The sequence below is a fragment of the Amycolatopsis sp. NBC_00345 genome, assembly GCF_036116635.1.
Lineage (GTDB): Bacteria > Actinomycetota > Actinomycetes > Mycobacteriales > Pseudonocardiaceae > Amycolatopsis.
In genome coordinates this window covers 7,973,757-7,998,356 of the sequence record NZ_CP107995.1, presented here as the reverse complement: position 1 = coordinate 7,998,356, position 24,600 = coordinate 7,973,757, and the positions used below count along the sequence as shown (strand labels likewise).

Genomic DNA, 24,600 nt, shown 5'->3' with positions numbered 1-24,600 from the left:
GGCTCAACCCGGCGAGGGGGCCTTTTCCTTGCTGATCATCGCGTTCGACACCACGTACAGCACCACGGCGTTGAGCAGGTGCCACAGGAAGTGCGTGCCGCTGGGGAAGTCGCCGCAGACCACCCCGTCGATACTCCGGAACGCCAGCGACAGCGCGAAGAGCGCCCCGGCCACGGCGAAGTGCGTCCAGTACGGGTCCCTCGCGTACGCCAGCACGCCGGCGAACACCGCCAGCCCCACGAGCGCCGGCAGGTACAGCCCGCCGCCGAACGCCGCCATGGCGACGGTGAGCACCACGAACGCGGGCGCCGCGAGCCACGACCTCTTCATCGACACACGCAGGAAGACATGCGGGAACATCGGCGCGTAGTACAGGACGAACACGAGGATGAACCCGGAGTCGGCCGCCCCGCCCCAGCGCGTCGCCGTCAGGTGGAAGACGGTGCTGGCCAGGAACACCAGCCCGACGAGGACCGCCAGCGTGCGGCCCGTCCGCATGCCCCGGCCCCGCCACCAGATCGCGGCCGCCGCGACCAGGAACGCCAGGTTCGTCACGTCGTTGAGCGGCTCACCCCACAGGCCGGGCGCGAGGCGCTCGCAGTAACCGTCCACGTACGCGGTCCAGTCCACGAGGACACCTAACTCCTCACGGGTGCGGGCCCGGCGCTGGGGTCTCCTGGACCAACGGGGCCCACGGCGCGGGGGTGCCGAGCCCGGGCGCGGCCCAACCCGGAGGCCAGGAGCAGGCCGGGTCCTCCCGATCGGCTCGGACCTTCGCCTGGCTCAAGTCCGGTGGCTGAGCGAAGGCCGCGTCGTCGAAAAGGACGTCCCCGCAGAACTCGGCGCGCTTGAAGTTGGCAGGGAGCGCGAAACGGGTACGGCGGAACCCCGCGTATCCCGTGAAGGAAGCCGCCTCGAACTCGGCGAGTTGCGCGAAGGCCGCGCGGTTGAACGTCGTGTAGTCCCCGAACTTCGTGTTCACGAAGCTGCCGGTTCCGCGGAACTCGGCTCGCTTGAAGATCGCTCCGTTGGCGAATTCGGCGGCCGAGAACGAGGCGCCGAGTTCGAATACGGTGTCTTGGCGGCGCTGAAACCCGCTTCGCTGGCGACCTGCGCGTCCAGGAACGACGCCCGCCCAGTGAGTCGCGCCGACCTCAGCCGGAGCGTCTGGACTCGGCAATCGCTCAGGTCGAGGTTGACTCGGCCTCCGGCCGCATCCGCAGGTACGCGCAGAACACGTTCACGATCGTCTGCCGGAGCCGCACGAAGTTGCTGTCCTGCGCAAGCCGTTCCAATGCGTACAGCCCGCCAAGCCGGACCGCCGCTTTCTCCGAACCGAGCTGGTCCACCCCCTTGCCATACAGCTCGGTGATCCGCCGGGCCGTCGCGTCCTCCCGCGTGTCGGCGGCGAGACGCAGCTGGTGGGCGTGGTTCTCCGCGGCCACCTTCTCCGTGTGGGCCGCGGCGCGTTCCGCGAGTTGGTGCGCCTCGTACTTCTGCAGCAGGTCCAGCTCCGTCGACCGTTGTTTGCGCACCGCCAGCCACAGTGCGACCGCGCCGCCGAGGCCGACGCCGAGGGTGCCGCCGGTGCGGATCGCGTCCAGCTGGTCGCCGCCGAGGGAGAACGCGAGCAGCAGCCAGATCGCCGCCATCGCGACGAGCACCATCACCGGCAGCCCGATCGAGATGAGCCAGCGCGGGATGGGGCGCACCGTCGGGCGCGGTTCGTCAGCGGTCACCCGCACACCCTGGCGCATCCGGGGCGGCCGCGGGAGGAGAACGCACGGGTTAGCGTGGAGCCATGAGCGACGCGGTGAGCCGGTTCCCGGTGACGGAACTCGAAGACCTGCCAGCCGACCTGCGCGAGCGCATTGGCGCTATTGCGGAGAAGTCCGGGTTCACGCCCAACATCTTCCGCGCGCTGGGGCACCGTCCAGCGGAGCTGAGGGCGTTCCTCGACTACCACGACGCGCTGATGGAACGCGAGGGCGGACTCACGAAGGCCGAGCGCGAGCTGGTGGTCGTCGCGACGTCCGGGGCCAACCACTGCACCTACTGCGTCGTGGCGCACGGGGCGATCCTGCGGATCCGCGCGAAGGACCCAGAGCTGGCCGACCGGGTGTCGAGCAACCCGTGGCAGGTCGAGCTGGACGAGCGCGGCCGCGCGATCGTCGACCTCGCGCTGGCGCTCGCGCAGGACTCCGCGCTGTTCGGCGAGCCCGACCTCGAGGCGGCGCGCGACGCGGGGCTCACCGAGGACGAGATTTGGGACGTCGGAGCCATCACCGCGCTGTTCGCCATGTCCAACCGGCTCGCGCACCTGACCGCGCTCAAGCCGAACGCCGAGTTCTACGCGATGGGCCGTCAGAAGCGGTAGAACGGCCCGGGCAGGTCGCGGCTGACCTCGAACCGGCTGCGCAACCGACCGCGCAGCCGGGCCCGCAGCCACGCGCGCAGCCGGGCCAGCGGCTTCGTCCACACGCGCGGCGCCGGGCCGAAATACCGCGGGTCCTCGTGCGGCGTGAACGCGTCGCCGGTCAGCACGACGACTTCGTGGCCCCGCGGGCAGTGGCCGGACACGGAGATCATGCCGCGGGCCAGGTTCTCGACCCAGTCGACCTCGTCGACGCCCAGCAGCGTGCGGCGGTCGCAGACGGCGCAGTACACAACGAACATCTACAGCTCCAGCCGCCAGGTCTGACTCGTCACCGTCGGCCCGAAATCGTCGGTCGGCTCCTCGTCGACCAGCTCGAACCCGGCCCGCTGGTAGATCCCGCGGGCGGCGTCGAGCAGGGACACCGTCCACAGTTCCATGGCCGCGTAGCCGTGCGCGCGGGCGAACTCGACGCACTCGCGCACCAGCCGCTTCCCGACACCGCGGCCGCGGGCGGCCGGCTCCAGCAGGAGGAGCCGCAGCTTGGCCGTCCGGTCGTCCGAGCCCGGCATGCAGAAGACGCTGCCGACGCGTTCGCCGCCCAGTTCGGCGATCCAGCCGGCCTGCCTCGGGTTGCCGCGGCCCTCGGCGAAATCGGCGACGACGCGGGCGACGATGGCCTCGAAACGCTCGTCCCAGCCGTACTCGCGGGCGTACAGGGTGCCGTGCCGGTGCACGACCCAGCCAAGATCACCCGGACGGAGGGCTCGTAGCACGATCGTGTGGTCTTGCTCCCGTTCGTCGACCAGGGCCGTGATGGTCCGCATCGCGCCGAGCAGCCGGCGCTGGTCTTCGTCCGGAAACCGTTCGAGCAGGCCGCCGATCTGCCGCGTCGACCGGTCGTTGAGATCGGCGAACGCGGCGCGGCCTTCGTCGGTGAGCCAGACGAGCTGGCGACGGGCGTCGGTGCCGCTCCGCTCGCGCACGAGCAGGCCGCGGCCTTCGAGCCGGGCGAGCAGGCGGCTGGCGTAACCGGCGTCGAGATCAAGACGTTTGCGCAGGTCGCTGACGTGGAGCTGGTCCTGTTGGGCCAGTTCGAACAGCACCCGGGCTTCACTCAGCGAGTACTCGGCGTCGGCCGGTCCTTCGTCGAGGATGCCGATCACGCCGGTGTAGAGGCGGTTGAACGCGCGCACCGTGGCGACGCGGTCGGTCAGGCGCGACTTGTTCATTGACCACCTCAACAGATTCGTTGACGAGGTCAAGGATCGCGCCAGAGGCCGTCCGTGGCAAGGGTTTTACGGGGAGCGGGCAAAGGGGCCCGGACAGATGGAAACCCCGTGATGCTGCCAGGTCGGGGGTCCGCCAGCATCACGGGGTCGTAGTGGGTATCGGCGCTACTCAGCGCGGCGTTACACCCACGGATATCTGTGGTGTAGGTCACTCATGTGGGTGACACACCAACTGGGTGTGCTCGGTCAGCGCATGAACGGCTGACGAGCCTGGGCGAGAGCGATGAGCTCCTGGCGCACCGTGGAGGTGGCCGCGGTGTCGATCGCCCGGTTCAGAGCCCGGCGAGTACGAACCTCGGCGCGGCGGGCACGGAGCTTGGCGGCGATGTTGCTCATTGGTTTCTGCATCCCCTTAAGAGGTCTTCGTTGGTTGTGCCTTAAGTATGCACCTTTTTTCACAAGATCGCCAACGAATCTACGGTGATGCGGCGCACTTGCCGATGAATCAACGGTGGCGAATGGGTGACGGCCGGACAGATCGCGTGTCGCCGATCACTCGCGGGTAACGCGCTAGCACTGCCTAGGCCTGTCTAGCAAAATAGCTAGATACCTCTAGGCGACGTCATAAAGCGGTAGCGAGTCCTAGCGAGCCCAGCCGGGAACGTCAGTCGCGGCCGAGCAGGTAGTGGCCGAAGTGCGGCACAGTGAAGGCGATCTGGCCGCGCTCCGCGGAGAAGACCAGGCCCTTCTTCATCAGGTTGTCGCGCGCCGGCGACAGCGACGAAGGCTTGCGTCCCAGGTAGACGGCCACGTCGGCGGTGCCGGCGGGCTCGTCGCGGCCCTGCGTCAGCTCGGCCATCGCGAGCAGGTACTCGCGTTCGGCGGGGGTCGCGCGCTCGTACCGCGAGCCGAAGAAGCCCACGGCCAGCTCGGCCTCCGCTTCGGGCGCGGCGACCTGCACGTCCTTGACCGTGATCGGGTCGGCGGGCGCGGCGTCCCAGGCGGCCTTGCCGTAGGCCTGGATGAAGTAGGGGTAACCGCCGGACGCGTCGAACAGCGCGTCGAGGGCCTCCGGCTCGATGCCGGCGTCCTCGCGTTCGATGGGCGCCATCACGGCGAGGTCGGCGTCCTCGCGCTCCAGCCGGTCGATCCGGGCGTAGCGGAAGAGCCGCTCGGAGTACGACTTGGACGCGGACAGCACCGCCGGCACGTGCGGCAGCCCCGCCCCGACGACCACCAGCGGCGCCCCGGACTGCGACAGCTCGTGGCACGCCGCGCACAGCGCCGAGACGTCGTCCGGCTGCAGGTCCTGGATCTCGTCGATCAGCAGCGCCACGCCGGTTCCGACGTCCGCCGCCAGGTCCGCGACGTCGGTGAACAGCTCGACCAGGTCGATCTCGATGTCGCCGGAGTCCGCGCGCCCCTGCGCGGCGGGCGCGTCGATGCCGGGCTGCCAGCGGTCGCGCAGCTTGGCGTCCGACTTGTTGGCCCGCAGCGCGAACGCCTTGAGCACGCCCAGCACCTCTTCCACCCGGTCCGGCGCGCGGTGCCGCACGGCGAGGTCCCGGATGGCCCGGTGCAGCGCGGCGGACAGCGGCCGCCGCAGCTCGGCGTCCGGCCGCGCCTCGATCTTCCCGGCACCCCACCCGTGCCGGACGGCCATCGACCGCAGCTCCCCCAGCAGCACCGTCTTGCCGACGCCCCGCAGCCCGGTCAGCACCAGGCTGCGCTCGGGACGGCCGCGGGCGACCCGCTCCAGCACCACCTCGAATGCCTTGAGCTCACGCTCCCGCCCCGCCAGCTCCGGCGGCCGCTGTCCGGCGCCGGGGGCGAAGGGATTGCGGATGGGGTCCACTCTGTCACCGTATCGACGTATCTAGGACGGGTCCGATATTCGGCCATACATCGCTAGGGCGTGTCGCCGGTCACCTGGTCGGGGGATCTTCGCCGGGCGGGACGCGGTGGGCCGCTCCCGTGGCTGGTCACGAGGGATGGCCGGGTCTGCAGCCCCGTCCATCCCTACCCCCAGCGTCCACTCCGACGACGGCTCGGCCGTCCGGGTTCCCTCCGGCTGTGGATCTTCCGCGACGCTACCGTCGTCTGAGGGAATCTAGGAAAAACGCGATATTCACGTATGCGCCACTAGCGCGGTTCGGCGGTGGGCCCGCGGGGAAACCCAGGCGTAGGTTTGACCACCTAGGTTTGACCAGCACAGTGCCGACATTCCAGGAAAGGCGACGACCGTGATACTGCGTCGGGTGGCCCGTCCACTGCTCGCGTCGATCTTCATCTACGGCGGTATCGGCATGCTCCGCGACACCCAGGGGCACGCGAAGGCGGTCGAACCCTTCCTCACCGACACGTTCGACAAGGTCGAGGGCCTGGTGCCGGACCAGGTGCCGCGCGACCCGGTGACGCTCGTCCGCATCGACGCGGCCGTGAAGATCGGCGCGGGCCTCGCGCTGGCGTCGGGCAAGGCGCCGCGGCTCGCGTCGCTGGCGCTGATCGGCACGCTGGTGCCGACCACGCTGGCCGCGCACCGGTTCTGGGAGATCAAGGACCCCGCCGAGAAGCAGGCGCAGCAGGTGCAGTTCCTCAAGAACGCGGGCCTCGCCGGCGGGCTGCTGCTCGCCGTGAGCGACACCGCGGGCAAGCCGTCGCTGGGCTGGCGCGCCCGCCGTGCCGCCAAGAAGGCCGGCCAGGGCGCCGACAAGCTGGGCCGGAAGGCGAGCAAGCGCGCCGACAAGCTGAGCAAGAAGGCCGAGAAGGCCCTCTCCCACTGATCGCGCCGCTACGGCCCCTTTCCCGTTGTGCCCTGAAGGCCACCATGAGGGACGTAGGTGCCCTGAAGGTGGCCTTCAGGGCACCTACGTCCGGCCTACTTCTCCAGGATCGCGGTGACGCCCTGGCCGCCGGCCGCGCAGATCGAGATCAGGCCGCGGCCCGAGCCCTTCTCGTTCAGCAGCTTCGCCAGCGTGGCGACGATCCGGCCGCCGGTCGCGGCGAACGGGTGCCCCGCGGCGAGCGACGAGCCGTTGACGTTCAGCTTGGTCCGGTCGATCGAGCCGAGCGGCTCGTCCAGGCCGAGCTTCTCCTTGGCGAACGCCGGGTCCTCCCACGCCTTGAGCGTGGCGAGCACCTGCGACGCGAACGCCTCGTGGATCTCGTAGTAGTCGAAGTCCTGCAACGAAAGTCCCGCTCGCGCCAGCATCCGCGGCACGGCGTACGCGGGGGCCATCAGCAGTCCCTCGTCGCCGTGGACGTAGTCGACGGCCGCGGTCTGCGTGAACGTCAGGTACGCCTGCACCGGCAGCTTGTGCGCCTTCGCCCACTCGTCGGTCGCGAGGAGGACAGTCGACGCGCCGTCGGTGAGCGGCGTCGAGTTGCCCGCCGTCATCGTGCCGCCCTGGCCGCCGTACACCGGCTTGAGCTTCGCCAGCTTCTCGACGCTGGACTCCGGCCGCAGGTTCTGGTCGCGGGCGAGCTTGAGGAACGGCGTCACCAGGTCGTCGAAGAAGCCCCGGTCGTACGCCGCCGCGAGGTTCTGGTGGCTGGCCGCCGCGAGCTCGTCCTGGGCCTCGCGCGTGACCTCCCAGACCTTCGCGGTCAGCGCCGCGTGCTCGCCCATCGAAAGGCCGGTGCGCGGCTCGGCGTTGCGCGGGATCTCCGGCACGATGTGGCCCGGCCGCAGCTTCGCGACGAGCTTCAGCCGGTCGCCCAGCGTCTTCGCGGAGTTGAGCTGCACGAGGATCTGGCGCAGGTCGTCGTTCACGGCCAGCGGCGCGTCGCTCGTGGTGTCCACGCCGCCCGCGATCGCCGAGTCGATCTCGCCGAGCGCGATCTTGTGCGCCACGGTGATCACGGCCTGGAGGCCGGTGCCGCACGCCATCTGCACGTCGGACGCGGGCGTCGCCGGTGAGAGGCGGCTGCCCAGCACGCTCTCGCGCGCCAGGTTGAAGTCCTTCGAGTGCTTGAGCACGGCGCCGGCGGCGACCTCGCCGATCAGCTCGTCCTGCAGCGAGAAGCGGCTGACGAGACCGTCGAGCGCGGCGGTGAACATGTCCTGGTTCGACGCCTTCGCATACGGGCCGTTCGACCTCGCGAAGGGAATCCGGTTGCCGCCGATGACCGCGACCTTGCGCACCGCGGCGGTCTTTCTGGTCGCCATGACGTACACCTCTCTCCAGTCGGCCCTTCCACACTGTAACCTACTAGCGAGTAGGTTAGACTGCGACGTGACGCAGACGGCACGGGAGGCATCCGATGGCTGACAGGTACCAGCAGTTCACGAAAACCCCGCTGGGGAAGTTCGTGGTGCCGAAGCTCGGCTTGCCCAGTCCCGCCACCCTCCGCCGGTACCGGCCCGGGCAGCCCGCACTCGAGGGTCCCGCACTCGTCGGCGCGGCACCGGGCGGACGGCTGGAGAAAACCCTTAAGAGCCAGCTCTCCGCCGCCGGCATCGAGGTGGTCACCGCGCCCGTCGAGCGGCACGCGGCGCTGGTCTTCGACGCCACCGGCGTCACCGATCCCGGGCAGCTGCGCGAGGTCTACCGCTTCTTCCACCCGGTGATCCGCAAGGTCGGCCCGTCCGGCCGCGTGGTCGTGCTCGGCACGCCGCCGGAGCTGGCCGAGGGCCGGGAGCGGATCGCGCAGCGGGCGTTGGAGGGATTCGTGCGCTCCGTCGGCAAGGAGCTGAAGCGCGGCGCGACGGCGCAGCTCGTGTACGTCGCCGAGGGCGCCGAAGAGGCGAGCGAGTCGACGCTGCGCTTCCTGCTGTCCGCGAAGTCCGCCTTCGTCGACGCGCAGGTGATCCGCGTCGGCACGCACGCGTTGACCGCCGAGGCGCCGTCGGACTGGGAGAAGCCGCTCGACGGCAAGGTCGCGCTGGTCACGGGCGCCTCCCGCGGCATCGGCGAGGCGATCGCCGAGACGCTGGCCCGCGACGGCGCGCACGTCGTCGCCCTCGACATCCCGGCGCAGGGCGCGGACCTGTCCAAGGTCGCGAACCGGATCGGCGGCTCGGCCCTGCAGCTCGACATCACCGCGGCCGACGCGCCGGCCAAGCTCGCCGAGTACCTCTCCGGCCGGCACGACGGCGTCGACGTGGTCGTGCACAACGCGGGCATCACGCGGGACAAGACGCTCGGCAACATGGCCGAATCAGGCTGGGACGCCGTGCTCACCGTGAACCTCGCCGCGCAGCTCGCGGTCAACGACAAGCTGATCGCGGACAAGGTCCTCAAGGCCAACGGCCGGATCATCGGCGTCTCGTCCATCGCGGGCATCGCCGGCAACGTCGGCCAGACGAACTACGCGACGTCGAAGGCGGGCGTGATCGGCATGGTGAACGTCGGCGCGCCGCAGCTCGCGGAGTACGGCGGCACGATCAACGCCGTCGCGCCGGGGTTCATCGAGACCAAGATGACGGCCGCCGTGCCGCTGTTCATCCGCGAGGCCGGGCGGCGGCTGGCCAGCCTCGGCCAGGGCGGGCTGCCGGTGGACGTCGCGGAAACCATTGCCTGGTACGCGAACCCGGCGTCGGCCGCGGTCAACGGCAACGTGGTCCGCGTCTGCGGCCAGGCCCTGCTGGGGGCGTGAACCGTGGCCGTGCGTGAACTCAGCAGCTCGCCCAGCCTGGCGACGCTGTACCCGAAGGCGCTGCTGCGGCGCGGCGGCGGTTCGACGCTGCCGGACCTCGAGCTGGTGCGCTCCGGCGTGGTCGTCGACCCGGCGCACGTGGCCGCGTACGCCCAGGTCTGCGGCTTCCGCTTCGGCGACGAGCTGCCGGCGACGTACCCGCACCTGCTCGCGTTTCCGCTGCAGATGGCGCTGATGACCGAGCCGGGGTTCCCGTTCCCGCTGCTCGGCATGGTGCACGTGGCCAACCGGATCACGCAGCGCCGCCCGCTGCGGCTCGGCGAGGTGTTCACCGTGCGCGTCCGTGCGGAGAACCTGCGGCCGCACGAGAAGGGGCGCCAGTTCGACGTCGTCAGCGAGGTTTCGGTGGGCGCCGAGACGGTGTGGACGGACGTGTCGACTTATCTGCGCCGGGGCGGCGGTTCGGGCCCGTCGGGGCCGCGTGAGCAGCTCGCGCCGCCGACGCCGACCGCGATCTGGGCCGTGCCGGGTGACATCGGCCGCCGCTACGCCGAGGTGTCCGGCGACCGCAACCCGATCCACCTGCACCCGCTGAGCGCGCGCCTGTTCGGCTTCCCGGCCGCGATCGCCCACGGCATGTGGACGAAGGCGCACGCGCTGGCGGCGTTCGAGGGACGGCTGCCTCTCGCGTTCACGGTGGATGTCCGGTTCAAGCAGCCCGTGCTCCTGCCCGCGAAGGCCGCCTTCACCACCTGGCCGACCGACGACGGCTGGGCCTTCGAGCTGTGGAACGCGCGCAAGCCCAAGCCGCACCTCGACGGGACGATTTCAGCCCTCTGACGCGGTTTCGTCGGGCAGCGGCTTCCAGACCTTGCCCTCGACGAGGTCGTTGAAGCCGAGCCAGACCAGGTTCATCAGCCAGGACGCGAGCACGCCGTCGGAGATCTCGGGGTGGTCGAGCGCCCAGTCGGCGAGCGATTCCGCGGCGCCGACCAGCGCGGCGGACAGGCCGGCGCCGGAGAACTCGGCCTGCTGGGCGAGGCCCTTGCGGGTGCCGGCGGAGACGACGAGCGCGGCGACCAGCTCGATCGCGCGGGTGCGCATGGCGGTGATCTCGGCGGCGAACGCGCCGCCGACCGTCAGCGCCTGCCGGTGCAGCACCGTCCACGATTCGCGGTATTCGGCGACGAAGCGGTAGAACGACCGCAGCCCGTGCCAGAGCTGCATGTCCGGCGGCAGGTCGGGCTGGACGCCGGCCTGGATGGCCTCGAGCAGCCGCGTCGCCTCGCGCTGGATGCTCTTGCCGAACAGGTCTTCCTTGGAGCCGAGGTAGGTGTAGATCATCGGCTTGGAGACGCCGGCGACCTCGGAGATCTCGTCCATCGACGCCGAGTGGTAGCCGTGGCGCGAGAACACCTGCACCGCGGCGTCCAGGATCTGCCGCTCGCGCACGGCACGCGGCAGTCGCCGGGCCCGCTCGGGCGGGCGCTGCTCTTCGTCGGGCACTCTCCGACCTCCCTCTCGCCAGCACGAGACGGTACCTGCCGCCGTGGTCGGCGCGTTCTTGCCCGCTTACCTACTCGCGGGTAGCCTTACGCTGTAGCCGAGGGGAAAGGGGTGGCGCATGGCCGAGGACACCGATCTGGCGAACCTGCGCGGAACGGCGCTGCTCGACGCGCTGGACCGCGTCGACGTGCTGGGCCCGGAGATCGGCGCGCTGGACGTCAACGTGCTGGCCGACGCCGTCGACCCCCGTGAGCTGGGCAAGGACGACTTCCGCCGTCTGCTGGCGACGCTGATCCGCCTAGAGGAGAAGGCGCCGGCGTTCTCGCTGGCGAAGGTGGACCCGACGCGTTTCGCGAACCTCGTGGCGCGCGCGTCGCGGGCACAGTTGGAGGCCGTCGTCGGCGAGCGCGTCCTGTGCGAGCGGGTGCTGGACGAGATCTTCGCGCGCATGGGAGCGCACATCCGGGTGGACCGGGCGCGGTCGTTGCACGCGGTGGTGCACTGGCGCCTGTCCGGCGGCACCGGCGACGGCGGTTACGACCGCTACGAGACGGTGATCTCGCGGGGTGCCTGCACGGTTTCGCGGGAGATGAAGGAGAAGCCGCGCGTGACGATCACGGTCGCGCCGACGGACTTCTTCCGCATCATCACCCACCAGGCCACGCCGGCGGTGTTGTTCGTCACCGGGAAAATCAAGGTGAAAGGCGATCTCGCATTCGCTGCGGGCCTGGTCGGCTATTTCGACCTTCCCAAACCGTCCTGAGCCGTTACACTGCTTTTTCGTGTCCCGTATTCCGTGGCGACGGTTCTCCCGTCCGCACGCTTCGACCGCCGCCGGCCACGCGGTCAACGGTTTCGCGCGGAAGCTGGAGCTGGCGAAGCTGACGCCGGAGCAGTTCGTGCAGGTGCTGGAAACCTTGCACATGCTGGGAAACGCGGGCGCCGGCATCGAACTGAGCTCGCTGTCCACACAGGTCTTGGTCGACATCGTCGGCCGCTCGTCGCGCGAACAGCTGAAGGCGCTCGCGGACCACCCCGAGTTGCGCTCGGTGTTCCTGGACGAGATTTTCCGCAGAATGTCCGAGCATTTCCTCCCGGACCGCGCCCGCTACGTCAACATAGTCGTTTCCTGGCGCTTTTCCGGGGGTGAATCGGAAGACGGCTACGACCGTTTCCAAACAGTGATCGAAGACGGCCTGTGCGTTTCCAGCACCGACCTGGCCCGCACCCCGGACACCACGATCACCCTCTCCGTCGACGACTTCATCCGCATGGCCACCGGCAACGCCGCCGTCGCGACGATGTTCGTAACCGGCCGCGTGAAGGTGAAGGGCGAGTATGCGCCGGCGGTGCGGTTGTCTAGCTACTTCGACATCCCGAAGCCGACGGAATGATCATCCCCGCCGCGGTTTGCCACTGCGGCGAGATCTTCGACGAGCTGGTCGAGGACGAGTTCCTCTTCGACTTTCCGGCCCAGTTCGGTCATCGTGGTCGTCAGCTCCGGATCCCAGCTCGCGGCGACCGGGGTGCCGGCAAGGGTGGCGCCGGGATGCGCGGCGGCGACGGCCCGGTAGGCAGCGGCATCGAACCGCCAAGGCCGGACGGGCAGACGGTCGAAGAGAACGTTGGCGATGCGGATTCCGCCCCAGTCGAAGTCGCCGTGGTGACGAAGTTCGGCACCGGTGTCGGCCAGCGCCCGAAGGAGGAGCAGCACCGCCGCGCCGGGCTGACCGTAAGTACAGACCAGCGGCGGGCAGGCTTGGCCGAGACGGTCTGCTGCGGTCGTGACCACCACTGGGTTTTCGCAGATCGACACGATGCGATCGGTCAAGCGGGGCGCGTCGCGGACCAACTGCCGAAGAGTCAGCACGACGGGCTGGCCTGCTGAATGGAACGCGGCGAGGGCCCGGCCGGTGGCAGTGTCCGGATCGCCCAGCAAACCGAGCGTCAGGACGGTGCTGGACACCTCGTCGCGCAGCACGCCAACGGCGGACCACGCTTCGCGGTTCGATGCAGTGTCCGGCACGCCCGCGAGGACGCGCGCGGCGCCGAGGGCGAGCGTGGCAAGGGGCTGGCCGCCGTCGAGGCTGTGGGCATCATGGGTCGTCCGCGCGGCCAGCTGACCCAGTGGCTCGCCGGATGCGGGCAGTTCGGTGACGACCTTGGCGAGGTCGGCGAGCAGCGGGACCGCGGCTTCGGGCGCGCCGGCCAGCCTGCGGACCAGACCGGTCGTGTGCAGGCGTTCGTACCAGTTTCCTAGGGCAGGCCGGGTTTCGACGACCGCGTCGAGCGGCGCGAAGGCGTGTCGCCACGCGGCTTCTTCAGCGGCGCCACGTGCGACAAGGTCGATGATCGGGCCGCCCATCGCGATCACCGCGGCAGCGAGCCCGTCAGGGCTGGCACCGGAATGACGCAGGATGTCGTCGACAGCCGGCAGTGGCACGGTCAAGGTGCTGCCGGCCCGCGGCCGACGGCCGAGCAACCGGTGCGCCGCGTCGCGTTGAGCGGGTGTGGCTCCGGTGAGTGTGACGGACGTGTCCAGGGTTTCACCCCGTTCGAGCCGCCGCCGGACACGCTCGACCAGCCAGGTCAGCTCGTCGCCGAGTAACCGGGAAAGTCGGGTGAGGTCAGCTGGTTTCTCGTTCGAGGGCAGGTGGTCCACCGGAGTCAGTCTACTGAGCCGATCTCCTCGAACCCTTCCCAAAGACCGTTCTGCGCGGGACTGTTTTGGGCGCGGCTGTCCTGCGCCATAGCGGATGCGGCTTCGAGGAGCCGGGGTTCGGAGCGCTCGGCCTTGGTCCGCCGGTGGCCGTCCCATTCCCAGTTCGTGACCAACACTGCCGCGATGTCGTCGGTCCGGGACAGCTGCGAGATCGCCAGGCCCGGAACCTCCGGGTAGCAGCCCCATTCCCGCTCGCTGGTCATCACCACGTCCAGATCGAACGCCGCCAGCAGACCGAGGTACTTCGCGCGCGCGTTGTCGTCGACCCCGGCGAAGGCTTCGTCCAGGGTCACCAGCCGCGGGGCGTATGGGTTGCCAGCAGAGGCGTAGTGCGACGATGCGGCAGCGAACAGCGGCACGCTCGCCGCCAGGACTCGCTCGCCGCCCGAGGCCGGTCCGGTCGCCGGTTTCCACTGGCCGTTCTGGTGCCGTTGGATGACGAAGCGGTTCCAGTTCCGGTAGTCCAGTGCTTCGGTCAAGTGCTCAAGCCAGGTGCCTGAGGCGTCGCGAGAACGCACCTCCGTGATCCTGTCTTGCAAGAACCCGCCGACGGCAGCACGGTCTTCCTCGGACCAGGCGTCGGCCGTCTGCCGGAGCAATCGTTCCCTGGCGGCGGCCAGCCCGGCTGGGCCATCTTCCCTTGCCCGCCAGACCAGCCGCAGCCGCATGCCGGTGCTGGTCGGGCGCTCGGCCAGCTCGACGTTCATCCGCGCGACCTGCGCCTCGGCGGCTGAGATCAGCTCCTGCAGAGTGCTTGCCACCTCGTTGACCAGGTGGTTCTCCAGGATTTCCCGTTCCCGCTCGCTCAGCAGGCGTTCCCGGTCTTCGACCTCGGTGGCCAGTGCCGTGGCCAGCTCCGGGACAGTCGACGGCTTGCCCTGGAACTCGACTTCGACCACCAGGCCGTCTTCGAGCAGATCACCGGACGCTCTGCTGCCCTGGCGCGAGAGCGTGTCAGTGAGGTTCTTGAGTTCGTCGTTGACCCGTTTCTGCACGCGATCCCATGCAGTGTCGTCATCCGGGGTGTCGGCGAGTTCTTCGTTCACCCGCCGGGCAAGTCGCACGGTCGGGTCGGGCGCCCAAGGTTCGGCCGGATCTGGGGCGGCCAACTCGGGCAGCGCCACGGCGAGCAAACCGGTCAGCGTGAACCGTCGCAGCGACTCGGCGGCCGCGGTCCGTTCGGTGATCGCGACCTGCAACTCTTCGTCGAGCGTTTCCCGGCGGCCTTCCGCCTTGCCCCGCGCATTGATCGCCATGTCCCGCTCACGGTTGACGGTATTCGCATCGTTTTCGTTGCTGCGTAAGGACTCCGTGACCTCGGCAAGGCGTTGTTCGAGTTCGGAGACGGCCGCGCCGACCGTGTCGCGCAACGTCTGGTGGCGCTCAGCCGCGGCAGCTGAGTACTGTTCCGCCTTCCCTGCACGGTCCGCGGCCTCCGCGAGATCTGCTTCTGCCTCGGCCAGCTCATCGGCGGCCTGCTCCACCGCGCGGCGCGCTTCCGCGTCCGCGTCGACCACCGGCCAGAGCCCGGCCAATGCGATCCGGTACCCGGTCAGGCCACTGTCTACTTCGGACAGTTCGGCCGCGGTCGCAGGCAGACCGGTGTCCCCGGCGGCCTCCTCGAGCGTGGCCCGTGCCGTCTCGGCGGACGACGTCGCGGTGACCACGGCCGCGTGGGCGCTCGACTGCTTCACGATCAATTGTCGCAGGTCCTCGGCCAGGCGTTTGACCTCGGAGTGTGCGTCGCGCAGCGCAGTGTCGGACGGCAGCCCGGACACTTCGGCGGTGAGCGTGGCCTGGCGCGTGCTCAGCTCGCCGCGGGCCCGCGCCAGGTCGGTCAGCTTCGCTTCCACGCGGGCCAGTTCGGTGCGCAAAGTGATCAGGCGGGAGCGCCGCGCGGCTTCACGGGCGCCGCGGCCGAGGTACTCCGCGACCGGTTTGTGCCAGGCGCCTCGCAATACCCCGATTCGATACTCGCCGGCCGCGCTGACCCAGGTCTCGCGCTCCTCGCCCCGATCGAGCGAACCCAAGCCGATCGAGTCGAGCAACTCGGCGACGATCTCGTCGGAAACGGCGTCGGCGAGCGGATCTTCCCGGTCCACCGCGGGGACCAGCGCCGTGGCCAGACTCGGTCCGGCGACTGTGCCGCGAGGGCGGAGCACGACGTCCTCGGTGTCCGGCGCGAGCAGTTCACCCGCCGGTGTGACCCAGGAATCGAGGACCCCGGCGCCCTCTAAGGCGGCTTCGAGGCCCGCGCGCTCCGTCGGTGATACGTCTGGGGCGAAGTCGACGAGCTGCCAAAGCGGGGCGCCGAGACGGCCGGCGCGGTCGGTGTTCTGCCGGGTGTAGGGCAGGGGCGGCACGCTGTCTTCGCCGCGCTCCAGCCGTTCGATCTCGGCAGCCAGATCCGCGGCACGCTCACGCGCCGCATGCTCCTCGGCTTCGAGTGCGGCGTCGGCGTGGGCCAGGCGCACGGCGGCGGCCTGCCCGGCCGAACTCACCGCGGCAGCCGCCGGGTTCGGCCCCGCCAGCGTCTCGATCCATAGTTCCAGCTCGGCGAACGTGCTGGCCGGGTCGTCGAGGCGCAGTTCGGTGGCCTCCTCGAGATGGTCGCGGATCGCGGTGGTCAACTCGCGTCCACTCTCGCCAATCCGCGCTTCGGCCTGGATCCGGCGTTCGGCCAGATCGTCCACTTCTGTGTCCAGGTCAGCGGCCTTGCGACGGGCATCGGCCAGCTCGCGTCCGGCCTCCGCGGCCTTCTGGATCAGCGTGCGCACCTGGTCGACCGCGTGCTGCTGCCGTGCGGCCAGCTGCTCGGCGTCCGCACGCAGGCCCGCCACTTCGGGCTCCGCGGAGAGGGCCGTATCGATGCGCTCGGCGTGGAGACCGGCGATCCGCGCCGGCACCGCGGCAGCCGCCGCACTCTTGCGGGCAGCGTCGAGCTTGGTGCTTGCCTCGGACAGCCGATCCGTCGCGCGTCTGTGTCGCTCCCCTCGGGTGATGAGCTTCTTGCCGGTCTTGTCGCGCTCGCCGGCGAGTCGGCTCGCCTCTTCGGCAAGCTTTTGAGCATCGGCGGCGGCGCGCTTCAACTCCTGATTACTGCGCATCTCGGGACTGGCGTTGAGGGCTTCTTCGCGCGCCTGCAGGCGTTTGCGTGTGGTGGCGATCTCGTCGAGCCTGGTCTTCGCGGCGGTCAATGCGGTTTCGGCCTGCTGATAGGCGGTTTCGGCCGCGGTCAGCTCCTCGCTGACCCGCCGATACACGGCCTGGGCTTCACGCGGACGGGCCGCCCGTCGCCGGGAGGCGATTCGCGCGTAGCGGCGGTAGTGGCCGAGGAACGACTTCGCCGCGTCGCGGGCTTCGGTCATCGCGGCGAGAGAATTGCGGTCCTCCTCGAGACTGCGGAACGCGTCGGCGACGTCCGCGACCACTGCTTGGTCCAGCGGTGGCAGCGACTCGGTGAGTGCGGCAGACAGCGCTTTTTCACTGGGGCGCTTGGACAACTGTGGTTGCCGCAGCTGGATGAGCAGGTCTACCAGCGCGCCGTAGCGCTGTTCGCCGAAGCCGAACAGGGCTTCGTCGACGGCACGCCGATAGTTCCGCGCCCGTTCGTAGAGCGTGCCGTGGTCGCCGAGTGCGTCACTCAGCCGGTCCTTGCTCAAGGCTGTGCCGGTCGCGTCGACGAGGTCAAGTCCGCCGAGTTCGGGTCCGGCGCCGATCCGCTGCTCCGTGACGAAGTACCAGTGCCGGGCGATGCCCTTGCCGGACACGGCCTTCAGGCCACAACCGAGGGTGCGGAACCGGGCTACCCCGTCCTCGTCGACCCGGCCGAACTCGAGCCAGGTGTAACCGAGGCGTTCCGGATACGGGTGGGCGCCGCCGAGCAGAAGGTTCCACTCCATCTTCTTCTTCGGGTCCGCGTCCGGCTCGACCCGGTGCGGCGAAAGGTCTCCGTCGAGCAGGAACGGCAGCATCAGCGCGAGCACCTTGGATTTGCCGGTCCCGTTGTTGCCCCGTAGCAGCAGGCGTCCGTCGCGGAACCAGAATTCTTCGGTGTCGTAATAAAAGAGGTCCACCAACCCCGCGCGCAACGGCTGCCAGCGTTCGAGTAGCGGCTCAGGCAGCTCGCGGGTCATCGGCGTTCCTGAATGGTCGGTTCGGCCAGCGAATACCGGGACAGTGCCGGGCGCGCGGTGACCGCGTCGGTGGTCAGGGTGGTCAGCTGCAGCGCCTCCAGCCGGGTCAGCGCGACTGAGGTCAGCTCGACCTCCGCGCCTGGCTCGGCAGAGTTGCGACGCCAGTAGGCGCGGTTCCCGGCGGCGAACTCGCGGACCTTGCCGTGCAGTTCGGGCAGTGGCACCCAACGGCCCGCGGTGCCCGCCAGGTACTCCGCGAGCAGCAGGGTCACGTGTCCTTCGGTACCGCTTTCCGGCATTCGGATGTCGGTGAGGTCGTCAGCCGGATCGATCATCGCGATGCCCTCGGCGCGGATCTCGGCGATCAGGCCGGTCAGCTCGGTGATCCTCGAGGTGATCGCGGCGCGCTGACCGGTCAGGTAGGTGAGCTCCGCTTCGGTCAGCTCGTCGAAGTAGAGCACGGGCTCATCGAGGAGCCGCCGGGTCAGCTGATGTCGGATGTGCTGGTTGCGCAGGTCATCGGTGGTGGGTGGCATCTCGGCGGTCAGCGCGGAGAGTCGTTCCTCGAAGCCGTCGGCCCGGATCGTGGAAGGTCCACGCGGAGCGGCGAGCAGTGCCGCCAGCACCCGGCGCTCGACGTCGTAGAGCACGTCCCCGGTGTCCTTGACAAAGGCGTCCTCGTCGCCGGCGACGCGGCTGAGCACGCCGATGTCGAGCAGGAACCGGACCACTGAGACCAGATCGCCGCGTTCCTCCCGGCCCTGCAGGGTGAACACGATCCCGGCGCCGACGAGGTCCGGATCGCTCGCGCCCAGCACCACCTGTTCGGCGAGGCGGCCGAGCGTGATCTGCGCATCGGCGCGTTCCAGGGTCGCCAGCGCGAGACAGAGCAGCACATAGCGGCGGCGGCCGAATGGCTGCTTCGAGCGGACGTCTCTGGCCGGGTGAGTGTGGTCGGTGGTCGTCGCCACGGTCTTGGCCAGGCGGGCGACTTCGCTGTCGACGAACAGGCGCCAGCCGGTGTTGCGGTCGAACCAGGTCCGCAGCTCGCTCGCGTGCCGTCGAATGACGGCGAAGTCGTCGGAGCCCGGGCCGGCCGCACGCACGATCGGACGCCGCAGCAACGCCCGCGCGGCGCGCCGGAACTCGTCGTCGCGGGATGCGGCCAGTGCATCGGCCAGCGCGCTCATGCGGTCGCTTCCGTTATCTCGGCCGGAGTGAGGTCGACGATCTCCACCAGGTGGTCTGGGCCGTGGAACACCCCGTTCGGGGTCCGGATCGCGGCTCGTCCGGCACCTTCCAGCGCCGTCAGTCGAATGACCATGCTGCCGTCCGACGTCGTGGTTTCCACCGTGCGCTTCCCCGGTGTCCGGGCTGAGAGTGCGTCGCCGAGCAGGCTGAGGAACAGCCGGAATGCGGCCGGGTCGAGCTGGCCGAGATCGGTGAGCCGGGTCGGCCTGCTGGTCACCAGCGCGGCTCGTGCGGCCGCGGTCTCGGTGGTTTCCCTGGCCGCGAGTTCGGCGAGATGACGACGTTGCGTGGTGCGGTCGAGCACCCGATTGGGTTTGCCGCGCCGCTCGTAACTGCCGGTCTTGCGGAGGCGGGGGCTGATCTCCAGCGGTGGAGCCTGCGCCCACGGCGTGTGCGTCGGGACTGGGCTCTCGTCGCGGGCCTGGAGTGTGCCCGCGTCCACGGTCAGATGCCGGGCCGCGGACAACCCGAAGGCCGAGCGCCAGAGCCGGTGCGCCGCGGCATCGTCTGGTGCTTCAGCGAACCACCTGGCCAGGCTGCGGAAGTCCGCGGATCGATCGGACCGGCCGGCCCGGCGCTCGTTGAGCGCGGCGACGATCTGCAGTAGCTGCGGAATCGAGGCCCTGGCTTGCGAACGGAGCAGCTTCGCCTGGCTGGGGTGATGCTGTTCGCTGACGAACCAGCTACGTACGCCCTGCCAGCGGTCTCGCCACAGTGGTCGAATACGTTCGAATTCAGGTCGCCGGGGGTCTTCCGCGCCTTCGGTTTGACCTGGCGCGGCGTCCTCGGCTTCGCGCCAGGCGGTTATGTCGAGTAGCGGACCCACACCCAACAATTCGATCTCGTCGATCAAGGTGGCGATTTTTCCGCCTGTGCCGACCAGGTCCCGGATAAACCGCTCCAAGTAGTCGATCAGCCGATCCTTGTACGCGCGGAAGGCATCAGCATCAGCGTCGTGCAGGTCGATAGTGCGTTGCAGAGACCCCATGAAGGCCTGTGCGTTGCTCGCCAGATCGGTGAACCGATCGACCAGCGCACGGAGCAGCAGATGCACTTTCGCTGGATCAGGCGCGGATTGCCGCGCAAGTTCGAGCAGCGCCTGCAACTGAGTGGCGATGTCCGACAGCGCGACAGCTTGCAACGCGCCACGCCGGCCGAGGGCTTCGTCGTACGCGGCCAGTGCCAACTCGGCGGCTTCGCCACACTCAGTGAGCTGGTACAGGAAACGGGCGCGGTGGAAGTCCTCAACGGTGGTAACGCGGCTGGTATCGGGATCTGCGTGCAGGTTTCCCCACTCCACCAGCCGCGTGAGCGCATCAGCGACCGAGGTCAGCTCGACGCCGGCCAGCGTCTCGTGCACGTCTTCCGGACGGAGGTGCACGGTGAACCGCCGCTTAGCCTGGACAAACACACCCATCACCTGCCGGTAAAGCGCGCTGTTCGGCGCGGTCAGATGGGCAAACGGCTGGAAGTTTTCCGCCACACTCCCTCCTCTCCCGTGCCGCTGAGAGTACAGGCGGGCACCGACAGTACTTGTCGGTTGCCCGCACCGGCGGCCTTCAGGGCATCGCTCTCGTGGTGCTTCAGTAGCGCTAAGTCGACGGACGCCGGCTACGTGATCCTGCTGAAAACTGTCGGTGTCACCCCATACAGTGACGGCATGGACCTTGCTGACGTCAACGGCAAACACGTAGAGGCGGCGATCGAGGAGTACGACCAGCTTGGAAAGGGGAAGTTCCTCGCCAAGTACAGGGTTAAACCTGCCGAGCGTTTCTACGTCATGCGCGGCGACTGGGCATACGAGATTGAAGCTGTGCTGGGCATGGTGCCCGGGGTGGAGGCGGAGGCTGCAGCTGCTCACCTGGCCGGCTTGGGGTCTGAAGTCCAGGACCGCTCGCTGATTCCGCGCTTCGGGCCGATCCCTGGCATACCTGAGGGGCGGGCCTTCATCGATCGCAGGTCGGCAGCGGGGCGGCGCGTGCACCGAGCACTGCAGGCGGGCATTGTCGGCATTGGCAAACGAGGTGCCGAGTCCATCGTCGTCTCCGGAGGCTACGTGGATGAGGACTACGGAACGACGATCATCTACACCGGCCACGGTGGACGGGACGCTGATACTGAGGAGCAGATCAGAGACCAGACCTTCGATGACCCCGGGAACGCCGCACTGTGCACCAGCATGATCGACGGTGGAGTGGTCCGAGTTGTTCGAGGCGCCCACATCGGCTCTGAGCACGCGCCGCCCACCGGGTACCGGTATGAGGGGCTTTTCCAGGTGGAAGACGCCTCGTACGTGAAAATGGGGGGCTTCCGATTTTGTCGGTTCCGGATGGTGAAGCTGGATTTGGAAGTGGATGTGCTGGCCGCTCGGCTTCCGGTGGTGGTTTCGGGCGAGAAGGCGCACGACGACCAGCCAGTGGGCAATCTAGCGCCAGGACGCCGGCTGACCGCGGCCCAGCGCACGGTCCGCATCACCAAGGTGACCAGGACGGTCAAGGAGATTCACGAGAACACCTGCCAGATGTGCGACCAGCAGCTCGTCGTCGGTGACCGCAGCTACTCGGAGGGCGCGCACATCCAGGCATTGGGGGCGCCCCACGGAGGACCCGATGTCGTCGAGAACGTCCTCTGCCTCTGCCCCAACTGCCACGTGCTGTTCGACTTCGGGGCGCTCATCGTCCAGCCGGACCATTCACTGTCGCTCAATGGCCAACCCTTTGGTCACCTGCGTGCTCATCCCCAGCATCAGGTTGACGACAAGTACCTGGCTCACCACCGCGAGGCGAACAGGAAGGCCTAACCTTCGACGATTCGCCCCTCGATCACCGGATGCGGCTTCTCCGACGAGGACGAGGCCGACGAAGGCCGCGGGGCCGGCTCCACGATCTCGCTGTCCACGACCATCACCGGCCCCCGGGCCCGGTTGGCGTAGCGGACGGCGCGCTTCTCGGCGCGGCGCAGCCACAGTCGACGGGCCACGGCGCGGGACGGCGGGAGCATCAGGAGCAGGCCGACCACGTCGCTGACGAAGCCCGGGATCATGATCAACACGCCGCCCAGGGCGATGAGCATGCCGTCGGTCAGTTCTTTCTCCGGGTTGCGGCCGGATTGGGCCGTGGAGACGAACGCGCGCATCGCCTTGCCGCCTTCGCGGCGGGCCAGCCAGGAGCCCACGAAGGCGCCCGCCAGCAGCAAAGCGATCGTGCCGAGCACACCGACGGCCGAGCCCACCGCCCAGATCGCGGCGACCTCGGCGATGACGTAGAGCAGGAACACGACAGCCATACTCGGTGAACGAACGAGCTGCTCGATTTGCTCCCGGCACCGGGTGCGCCCCGGGCCGGAGGCCGGCGAATCCGCAGGACTGTGCGACTAACACGACCAGGTCACACCGGCCTCAGTGAACGGCCTACGAGTCGGCCCGGGCAGCAGTTGCCGACGGGGTCACACTCGCGACCCGACCCCAGGAGCAGCTGCGAACCAGAAGGTCACACCGACCGCAGGAACGCCTCCACCTCACGAGCCGACCCCAGCAGTACCTGCCGCGCGGTCGGCGCCTCCGCCGCGATGCGGCCGAGCAGTCGCGAACGGTGCGAGGCCCGCCAGCCCCAGATCCACCGGACGAACTCGAGGTCCACCTTCGACACGCACCCTGGCGCCTGCGTGTCCCGGCCGCGTTCGCGCAGGGTGCGGGACAGCACGCGGTGCAGGCTCGTCCACCGAGAGACGTCCAGGAACACCACCGTGTCGGCCAGCGGGAAGCGGATGTCGAGGGTCTTGCTGTAGTTCCCCTCGATCACCCAGCCGTCCGTCCGCACCGCCGCCGCCTGGGCCGCGCGGAAGTCCGCCAGCGGTGCCTCCACCCAGCCCGGACGCCAGTACAGGCGGTCCAGATGAGTAACCGGCACGTCCAGCCGCGCGGCCAGCCGCCGCGCGAGGGTCGACTTGCCGCTGCCCGAACAGCCGAAGATCAGGACCCGCCGCATCACGGACCAAGCGTAGTCAGCCGGGCAGGAAACTCGCCGCGACCAGGCCGATGAGCAGCAGGTCCGGCCCGCGCACGAGCTGGCGGGCCAGGCCCATCGGGACCAGCACGCCCTCGTAGAGCACCAAGCCGAGCGCGCCGAAGTCCAGCGCACCGCGCGTCACCGTCCGGACGACCGCGACCGCCGCCAGCAGCGCGGCCACCGCGGCTCCGACGGTCATCGGCACGCGAAGGAGCGCGACGACGGCCGTCCAGGCCACCGCGAGCACCGCCAGCACCACCACGGTGGTGGCCTTCAGCCGCAGGTTGGAGGCGTCGAACCACCGGCGCAGGCCCGGCACGCGGTAAACCTGCGCGACCGGCGCGGCGAACGGCAGCAGCGCCAGGTAGCCGCCCATCCCGACTAGCCACACGGACGTCACCGCGGGAAAAGTCACGTGCGCCGCGGCCACGCCCAGCGCGAGGAACAGCGGCAGGCCGAGCTGGTGACGCCGCGCGAGCACCCCCGTGACCAGGTAACGCGTGACGACGAACCGGCCGTCGAGCGCGGTCCGCCAGCGCACCGGGCGCCCGGCCGGCAGCAGGGCCCAGGCGTCCAAAAACGCTGCCGACGTGCGCCGCACCATCCGTTCGGTGAAGTGGTGCACGAGTTCACGGCGGCCGGCCGCGCGCGCCAGCGGCGTCGACCACCCCAGCGCGACGGCGGCCACGGCGGCAGCGACCGCGAGTGTCCACAGTGGAACAAAAGGCAGCACGCCCAGCACCGGCACCAAAGGCAACACGGCCTCGCCCCACACCCGCGCGCGGCGCGCCAACGCCAGCGCGAGCCCGGCGACGCCGACGAACATCCCCAGCGCGCCGCCGAGGTCCGCCGGGAACCCGATCAGCACGCCGGCCATCGCGAACGCGTACCCGGCCGCGGCGAACCGCGTGGCCCAGTCGACCAGCAGCCGCCGGGTGAGCGTGCGCGGGCGCGAACCGTCGAAGTCCGACCAGGTCAGCGCGGCGGGATCCGCCCACAGGTGGCCACGGCGCGTGGTCGCCCGCCACGCCATCGCGAGCCCGACGCACAACACGGCGACGCCGCCCTGCACGCCGACCGGGGCGTCGCCGATCAGCTGCGAGTGGACCAGCGCGGTGTTGTAGAACGGCGACCCGAGCACCCCGCCGAGCACGACCAGCGCGAGGACCAGGTCGGCCCGTTTCACAGCTCCACCACGTAGTCCGCGACCTCGTCCACCAGCGCGGAGTGGTGGCTCGCGGCGACGACCGCGGCCCCGGCGGCCTTGGCCTTGTCGACCAGCTCGGTCAGCCAGGCACGGCCGGCGGTGTCCAGCGCGCGCTCGGGTTCGTCCAGCAGCAGGACGTCGTACGGCCGCGCCGTGGCCGCGAGCAGCAGCAGCCGGCGGCGCTGGCCGGCGGACAGGTCGGCGGCCGGGACGTCGGCGCGGTCGCCCAGCCCCTGCACCGGCGGGACGCCGAACGAGCGCGCCAGCAGGTCGAGGTGCTGGCGCGGGGTCAGCTCGTCGAACAGCGCCGAGTCGTCCATCAGCACCGAGACGCGGCGGCGGAACGACGCCGTCCGCTCGTCCGGCGGCGCCCCGCACACCAGCACGGTCCCCGACGTCGGCTGCTGCGTGCCGTAGAGGCACCGCAGCAGCGTCGACTTGCCGACCCCGTTCGCCCCCGTGACGACCACGCACTCGCCGGCGTCCACCGCCAGGTCCAGGTCGCTGAACAATTCCGTGTCCCCGACGCTGACGCCGAGCCCCTCTGTTTCGATCAGCACAACGCAT

Annotated in this window: 24 protein-coding genes; 7 read left to right on the top strand and 17 right to left on the bottom strand. The window is 69.7% G+C overall.

Annotated features, from left to right (window positions below; translation table 11 throughout):
• Positions 1-3: 3 nt before the first annotated feature.
• From OG943_RS36120 to OG943_RS36110, 3 genes are all read right to left on the bottom strand, one after another.
• Positions 4-630 carry a hypothetical protein gene (locus OG943_RS36120; protein ID WP_328605400.1) on the bottom strand — a complete coding sequence of 209 codons (627 nt, stop codon included), beginning with the start codon at positions 628-630 and terminating at the stop codon, positions 4-6.
• A 16-nt stretch (positions 631-646) separates the two neighbouring features.
• Positions 647-982 carry a pentapeptide repeat-containing protein gene (locus OG943_RS36115; protein ID WP_328605399.1) on the bottom strand — a complete coding sequence of 112 codons (336 nt, stop codon included), beginning with the start codon at positions 980-982 and terminating at the stop codon, positions 647-649.
• 202 nt (positions 983-1,184) lie between these two features.
• The gene (locus OG943_RS36110; protein ID WP_328605398.1) at positions 1,185-1,739 is read right to left on the bottom strand and encodes a hypothetical protein; all 555 of its coding nucleotides are present in this window, start codon (positions 1,737-1,739) and stop codon (positions 1,185-1,187) included.
• Between the two features lie 62 nt (positions 1,740-1,801).
• On the opposite strand from OG943_RS36110, the gene OG943_RS36105 reads away from it, so the two are divergent.
• Entirely contained in the window at positions 1,802-2,377 is a 576-nt protein-coding gene (locus tag OG943_RS36105) for a peroxidase-related enzyme (protein ID WP_328605397.1), read from the top strand.
• Here the strand turns inward: OG943_RS36105 and OG943_RS36100 are convergent.
• From OG943_RS36100 to OG943_RS36085, 4 genes are all read right to left on the bottom strand, one after another.
• Positions 2,365-2,676, bottom strand: a complete 312-nt coding sequence (locus OG943_RS36100; protein ID WP_328605396.1) for a hypothetical protein — start codon at positions 2,674-2,676, stop codon at positions 2,365-2,367. The two genes, OG943_RS36105 and OG943_RS36100, sit on opposite strands and share 13 nt — an antisense overlap.
• Positions 2,677-3,606 (bottom strand): bifunctional helix-turn-helix transcriptional regulator/GNAT family N-acetyltransferase, encoded by a 930-nt coding sequence (locus OG943_RS36095; protein ID WP_328605395.1) that lies wholly within the window; start codon positions 3,604-3,606, stop codon positions 2,677-2,679.
• 246 nt (positions 3,607-3,852) lie between these two features.
• The gene (locus OG943_RS36090) at positions 3,853-4,002 is read right to left on the bottom strand and encodes a hypothetical protein (protein WP_177231655.1); all 150 of its coding nucleotides are present in this window, start codon (positions 4,000-4,002) and stop codon (positions 3,853-3,855) included.
• 268 nt (positions 4,003-4,270) lie between these two features.
• The gene (locus tag OG943_RS36085; protein WP_328605394.1) at positions 4,271-5,461 is read right to left on the bottom strand and encodes an ATP-binding protein; all 1,191 of its coding nucleotides are present in this window, start codon (positions 5,459-5,461) and stop codon (positions 4,271-4,273) included.
• Positions 5,462-5,849: 388 nt separating this feature from the next.
• Between OG943_RS36085 and OG943_RS36080 the strand changes: the two genes are divergently transcribed.
• Positions 5,850-6,389 carry a DoxX family protein gene (locus tag OG943_RS36080; RefSeq protein WP_328605393.1) on the top strand — a complete coding sequence of 180 codons (540 nt, stop codon included), beginning with the start codon at positions 5,850-5,852 and terminating at the stop codon, positions 6,387-6,389.
• Positions 6,390-6,484: 95 nt separating this feature from the next.
• Here OG943_RS36080 and OG943_RS36075 read toward each other — a convergent pair whose 3' ends face one another.
• Positions 6,485-7,774 carry an acetyl-CoA C-acetyltransferase gene (locus OG943_RS36075; protein WP_328605392.1) on the bottom strand — a complete coding sequence of 430 codons (1,290 nt, stop codon included), beginning with the start codon at positions 7,772-7,774 and terminating at the stop codon, positions 6,485-6,487.
• A gap of 95 nt (positions 7,775-7,869) precedes the next feature.
• Between OG943_RS36075 and OG943_RS36070 the strand changes: the two genes are divergently transcribed.
• Both OG943_RS36070 and OG943_RS36065 read left to right on the top strand, forming a co-directional pair.
• Positions 7,870-9,204: a 3-oxoacyl-ACP reductase gene (locus OG943_RS36070; RefSeq protein WP_328605391.1), complete on the top strand. Its 1,335-nt coding sequence runs from the start codon at positions 7,870-7,872 to the stop codon at positions 9,202-9,204.
• Positions 9,205-9,207: 3 nt separating this feature from the next.
• Positions 9,208-10,044: a MaoC family dehydratase gene (locus OG943_RS36065; RefSeq protein WP_328605390.1), complete on the top strand. Its 837-nt coding sequence runs from the start codon at positions 9,208-9,210 to the stop codon at positions 10,042-10,044.
• On the opposite strand, the gene OG943_RS36060 is transcribed toward OG943_RS36065, so the two are convergent.
• A complete protein-coding gene (locus tag OG943_RS36060) occupies positions 10,033-10,710 on the bottom strand; it encodes a TetR/AcrR family transcriptional regulator (RefSeq protein ID WP_328605389.1) in 678 nt (225 codons plus the stop codon). The two genes, OG943_RS36065 and OG943_RS36060, sit on opposite strands and share 12 nt — an antisense overlap.
• 118 nt (positions 10,711-10,828) lie before the next feature.
• On the opposite strand from OG943_RS36060, the gene OG943_RS36055 reads away from it, so the two are divergent.
• Positions 10,829-11,473: an SCP2 sterol-binding domain-containing protein gene (locus OG943_RS36055; protein WP_328605388.1), complete on the top strand. Its 645-nt coding sequence runs from the start codon at positions 10,829-10,831 to the stop codon at positions 11,471-11,473.
• 28 nt (positions 11,474-11,501) lie between these two features.
• Positions 11,502-12,104, top strand: a complete 603-nt coding sequence (locus tag OG943_RS36050; protein WP_328612240.1) for an SCP2 sterol-binding domain-containing protein — start codon at positions 11,502-11,504, stop codon at positions 12,102-12,104.
• Here OG943_RS36050 and OG943_RS36045 read toward each other — a convergent pair.
• From OG943_RS36045 to OG943_RS36030, 4 genes are read right to left on the bottom strand one after another with little or no spacing between them, the layout of a single operon-like run.
• Positions 12,074-13,372 carry a TIGR02679 family protein gene (locus OG943_RS36045; protein WP_328605387.1) on the bottom strand — a complete coding sequence of 433 codons (1,299 nt, stop codon included), beginning with the start codon at positions 13,370-13,372 and terminating at the stop codon, positions 12,074-12,076. The genes OG943_RS36050 and OG943_RS36045 overlap by 31 nt on opposite strands.
• A gap of 5 nt (positions 13,373-13,377) precedes the next feature.
• Positions 13,378-17,568 (bottom strand): TIGR02680 family protein, encoded by a 4,191-nt coding sequence (locus tag OG943_RS36040; protein WP_328605386.1) that lies wholly within the window; start codon positions 17,566-17,568, stop codon positions 13,378-13,380.
• Entirely contained in the window at positions 17,565-18,758 is a 1,194-nt protein-coding gene (locus tag OG943_RS36035) for a TIGR02678 family protein (RefSeq protein ID WP_328605385.1), read from the bottom strand. The genes OG943_RS36040 and OG943_RS36035 overlap by 4 nt, the downstream gene beginning before the upstream one ends.
• Positions 18,755-20,302, bottom strand: a complete 1,548-nt coding sequence (locus tag OG943_RS36030; RefSeq protein WP_328605384.1) for a TIGR02677 family protein — start codon at positions 20,300-20,302, stop codon at positions 18,755-18,757. The genes OG943_RS36035 and OG943_RS36030 overlap by 4 nt, the downstream gene beginning before the upstream one ends.
• 177 nt (positions 20,303-20,479) lie before the next feature.
• Here OG943_RS36030 and OG943_RS36025 point away from each other — a divergent pair, with 177 nt between their 5' ends.
• The gene (locus OG943_RS36025) at positions 20,480-21,619 is read left to right on the top strand and encodes a YDG/SRA domain-containing protein (protein WP_328605383.1); all 1,140 of its coding nucleotides are present in this window, start codon (positions 20,480-20,482) and stop codon (positions 21,617-21,619) included.
• On the opposite strand, the gene OG943_RS36020 is transcribed toward OG943_RS36025, so the two are convergent.
• The 4 genes from OG943_RS36020 to OG943_RS36005 form a co-directional block, all read right to left on the bottom strand.
• Positions 21,616-22,104 carry an FxsA family protein gene (locus OG943_RS36020; RefSeq protein ID WP_328605382.1) on the bottom strand — a complete coding sequence of 163 codons (489 nt, stop codon included), beginning with the start codon at positions 22,102-22,104 and terminating at the stop codon, positions 21,616-21,618. The genes OG943_RS36025 and OG943_RS36020 overlap by 4 nt on opposite strands.
• Positions 22,105-22,307: 203 nt before the next feature.
• Positions 22,308-22,805: a DNA topology modulation protein FlaR gene (locus tag OG943_RS36015; protein WP_328612239.1), complete on the bottom strand. Its 498-nt coding sequence runs from the start codon at positions 22,803-22,805 to the stop codon at positions 22,308-22,310.
• 16 nt (positions 22,806-22,821) lie between these two features.
• Positions 22,822-24,012, bottom strand: a complete 1,191-nt coding sequence (locus OG943_RS36010) for a hypothetical protein (protein ID WP_328605381.1) — start codon at positions 24,010-24,012, stop codon at positions 22,822-22,824.
• Entirely contained in the window at positions 24,009-24,593 is a 585-nt protein-coding gene (locus OG943_RS36005; RefSeq protein ID WP_328605380.1) for an ABC transporter ATP-binding protein, read from the bottom strand. Before OG943_RS36005 ends, OG943_RS36010 begins: the two co-directional genes overlap by 4 nt.
• Positions 24,594-24,600: the final 7 nt, after the last annotated feature.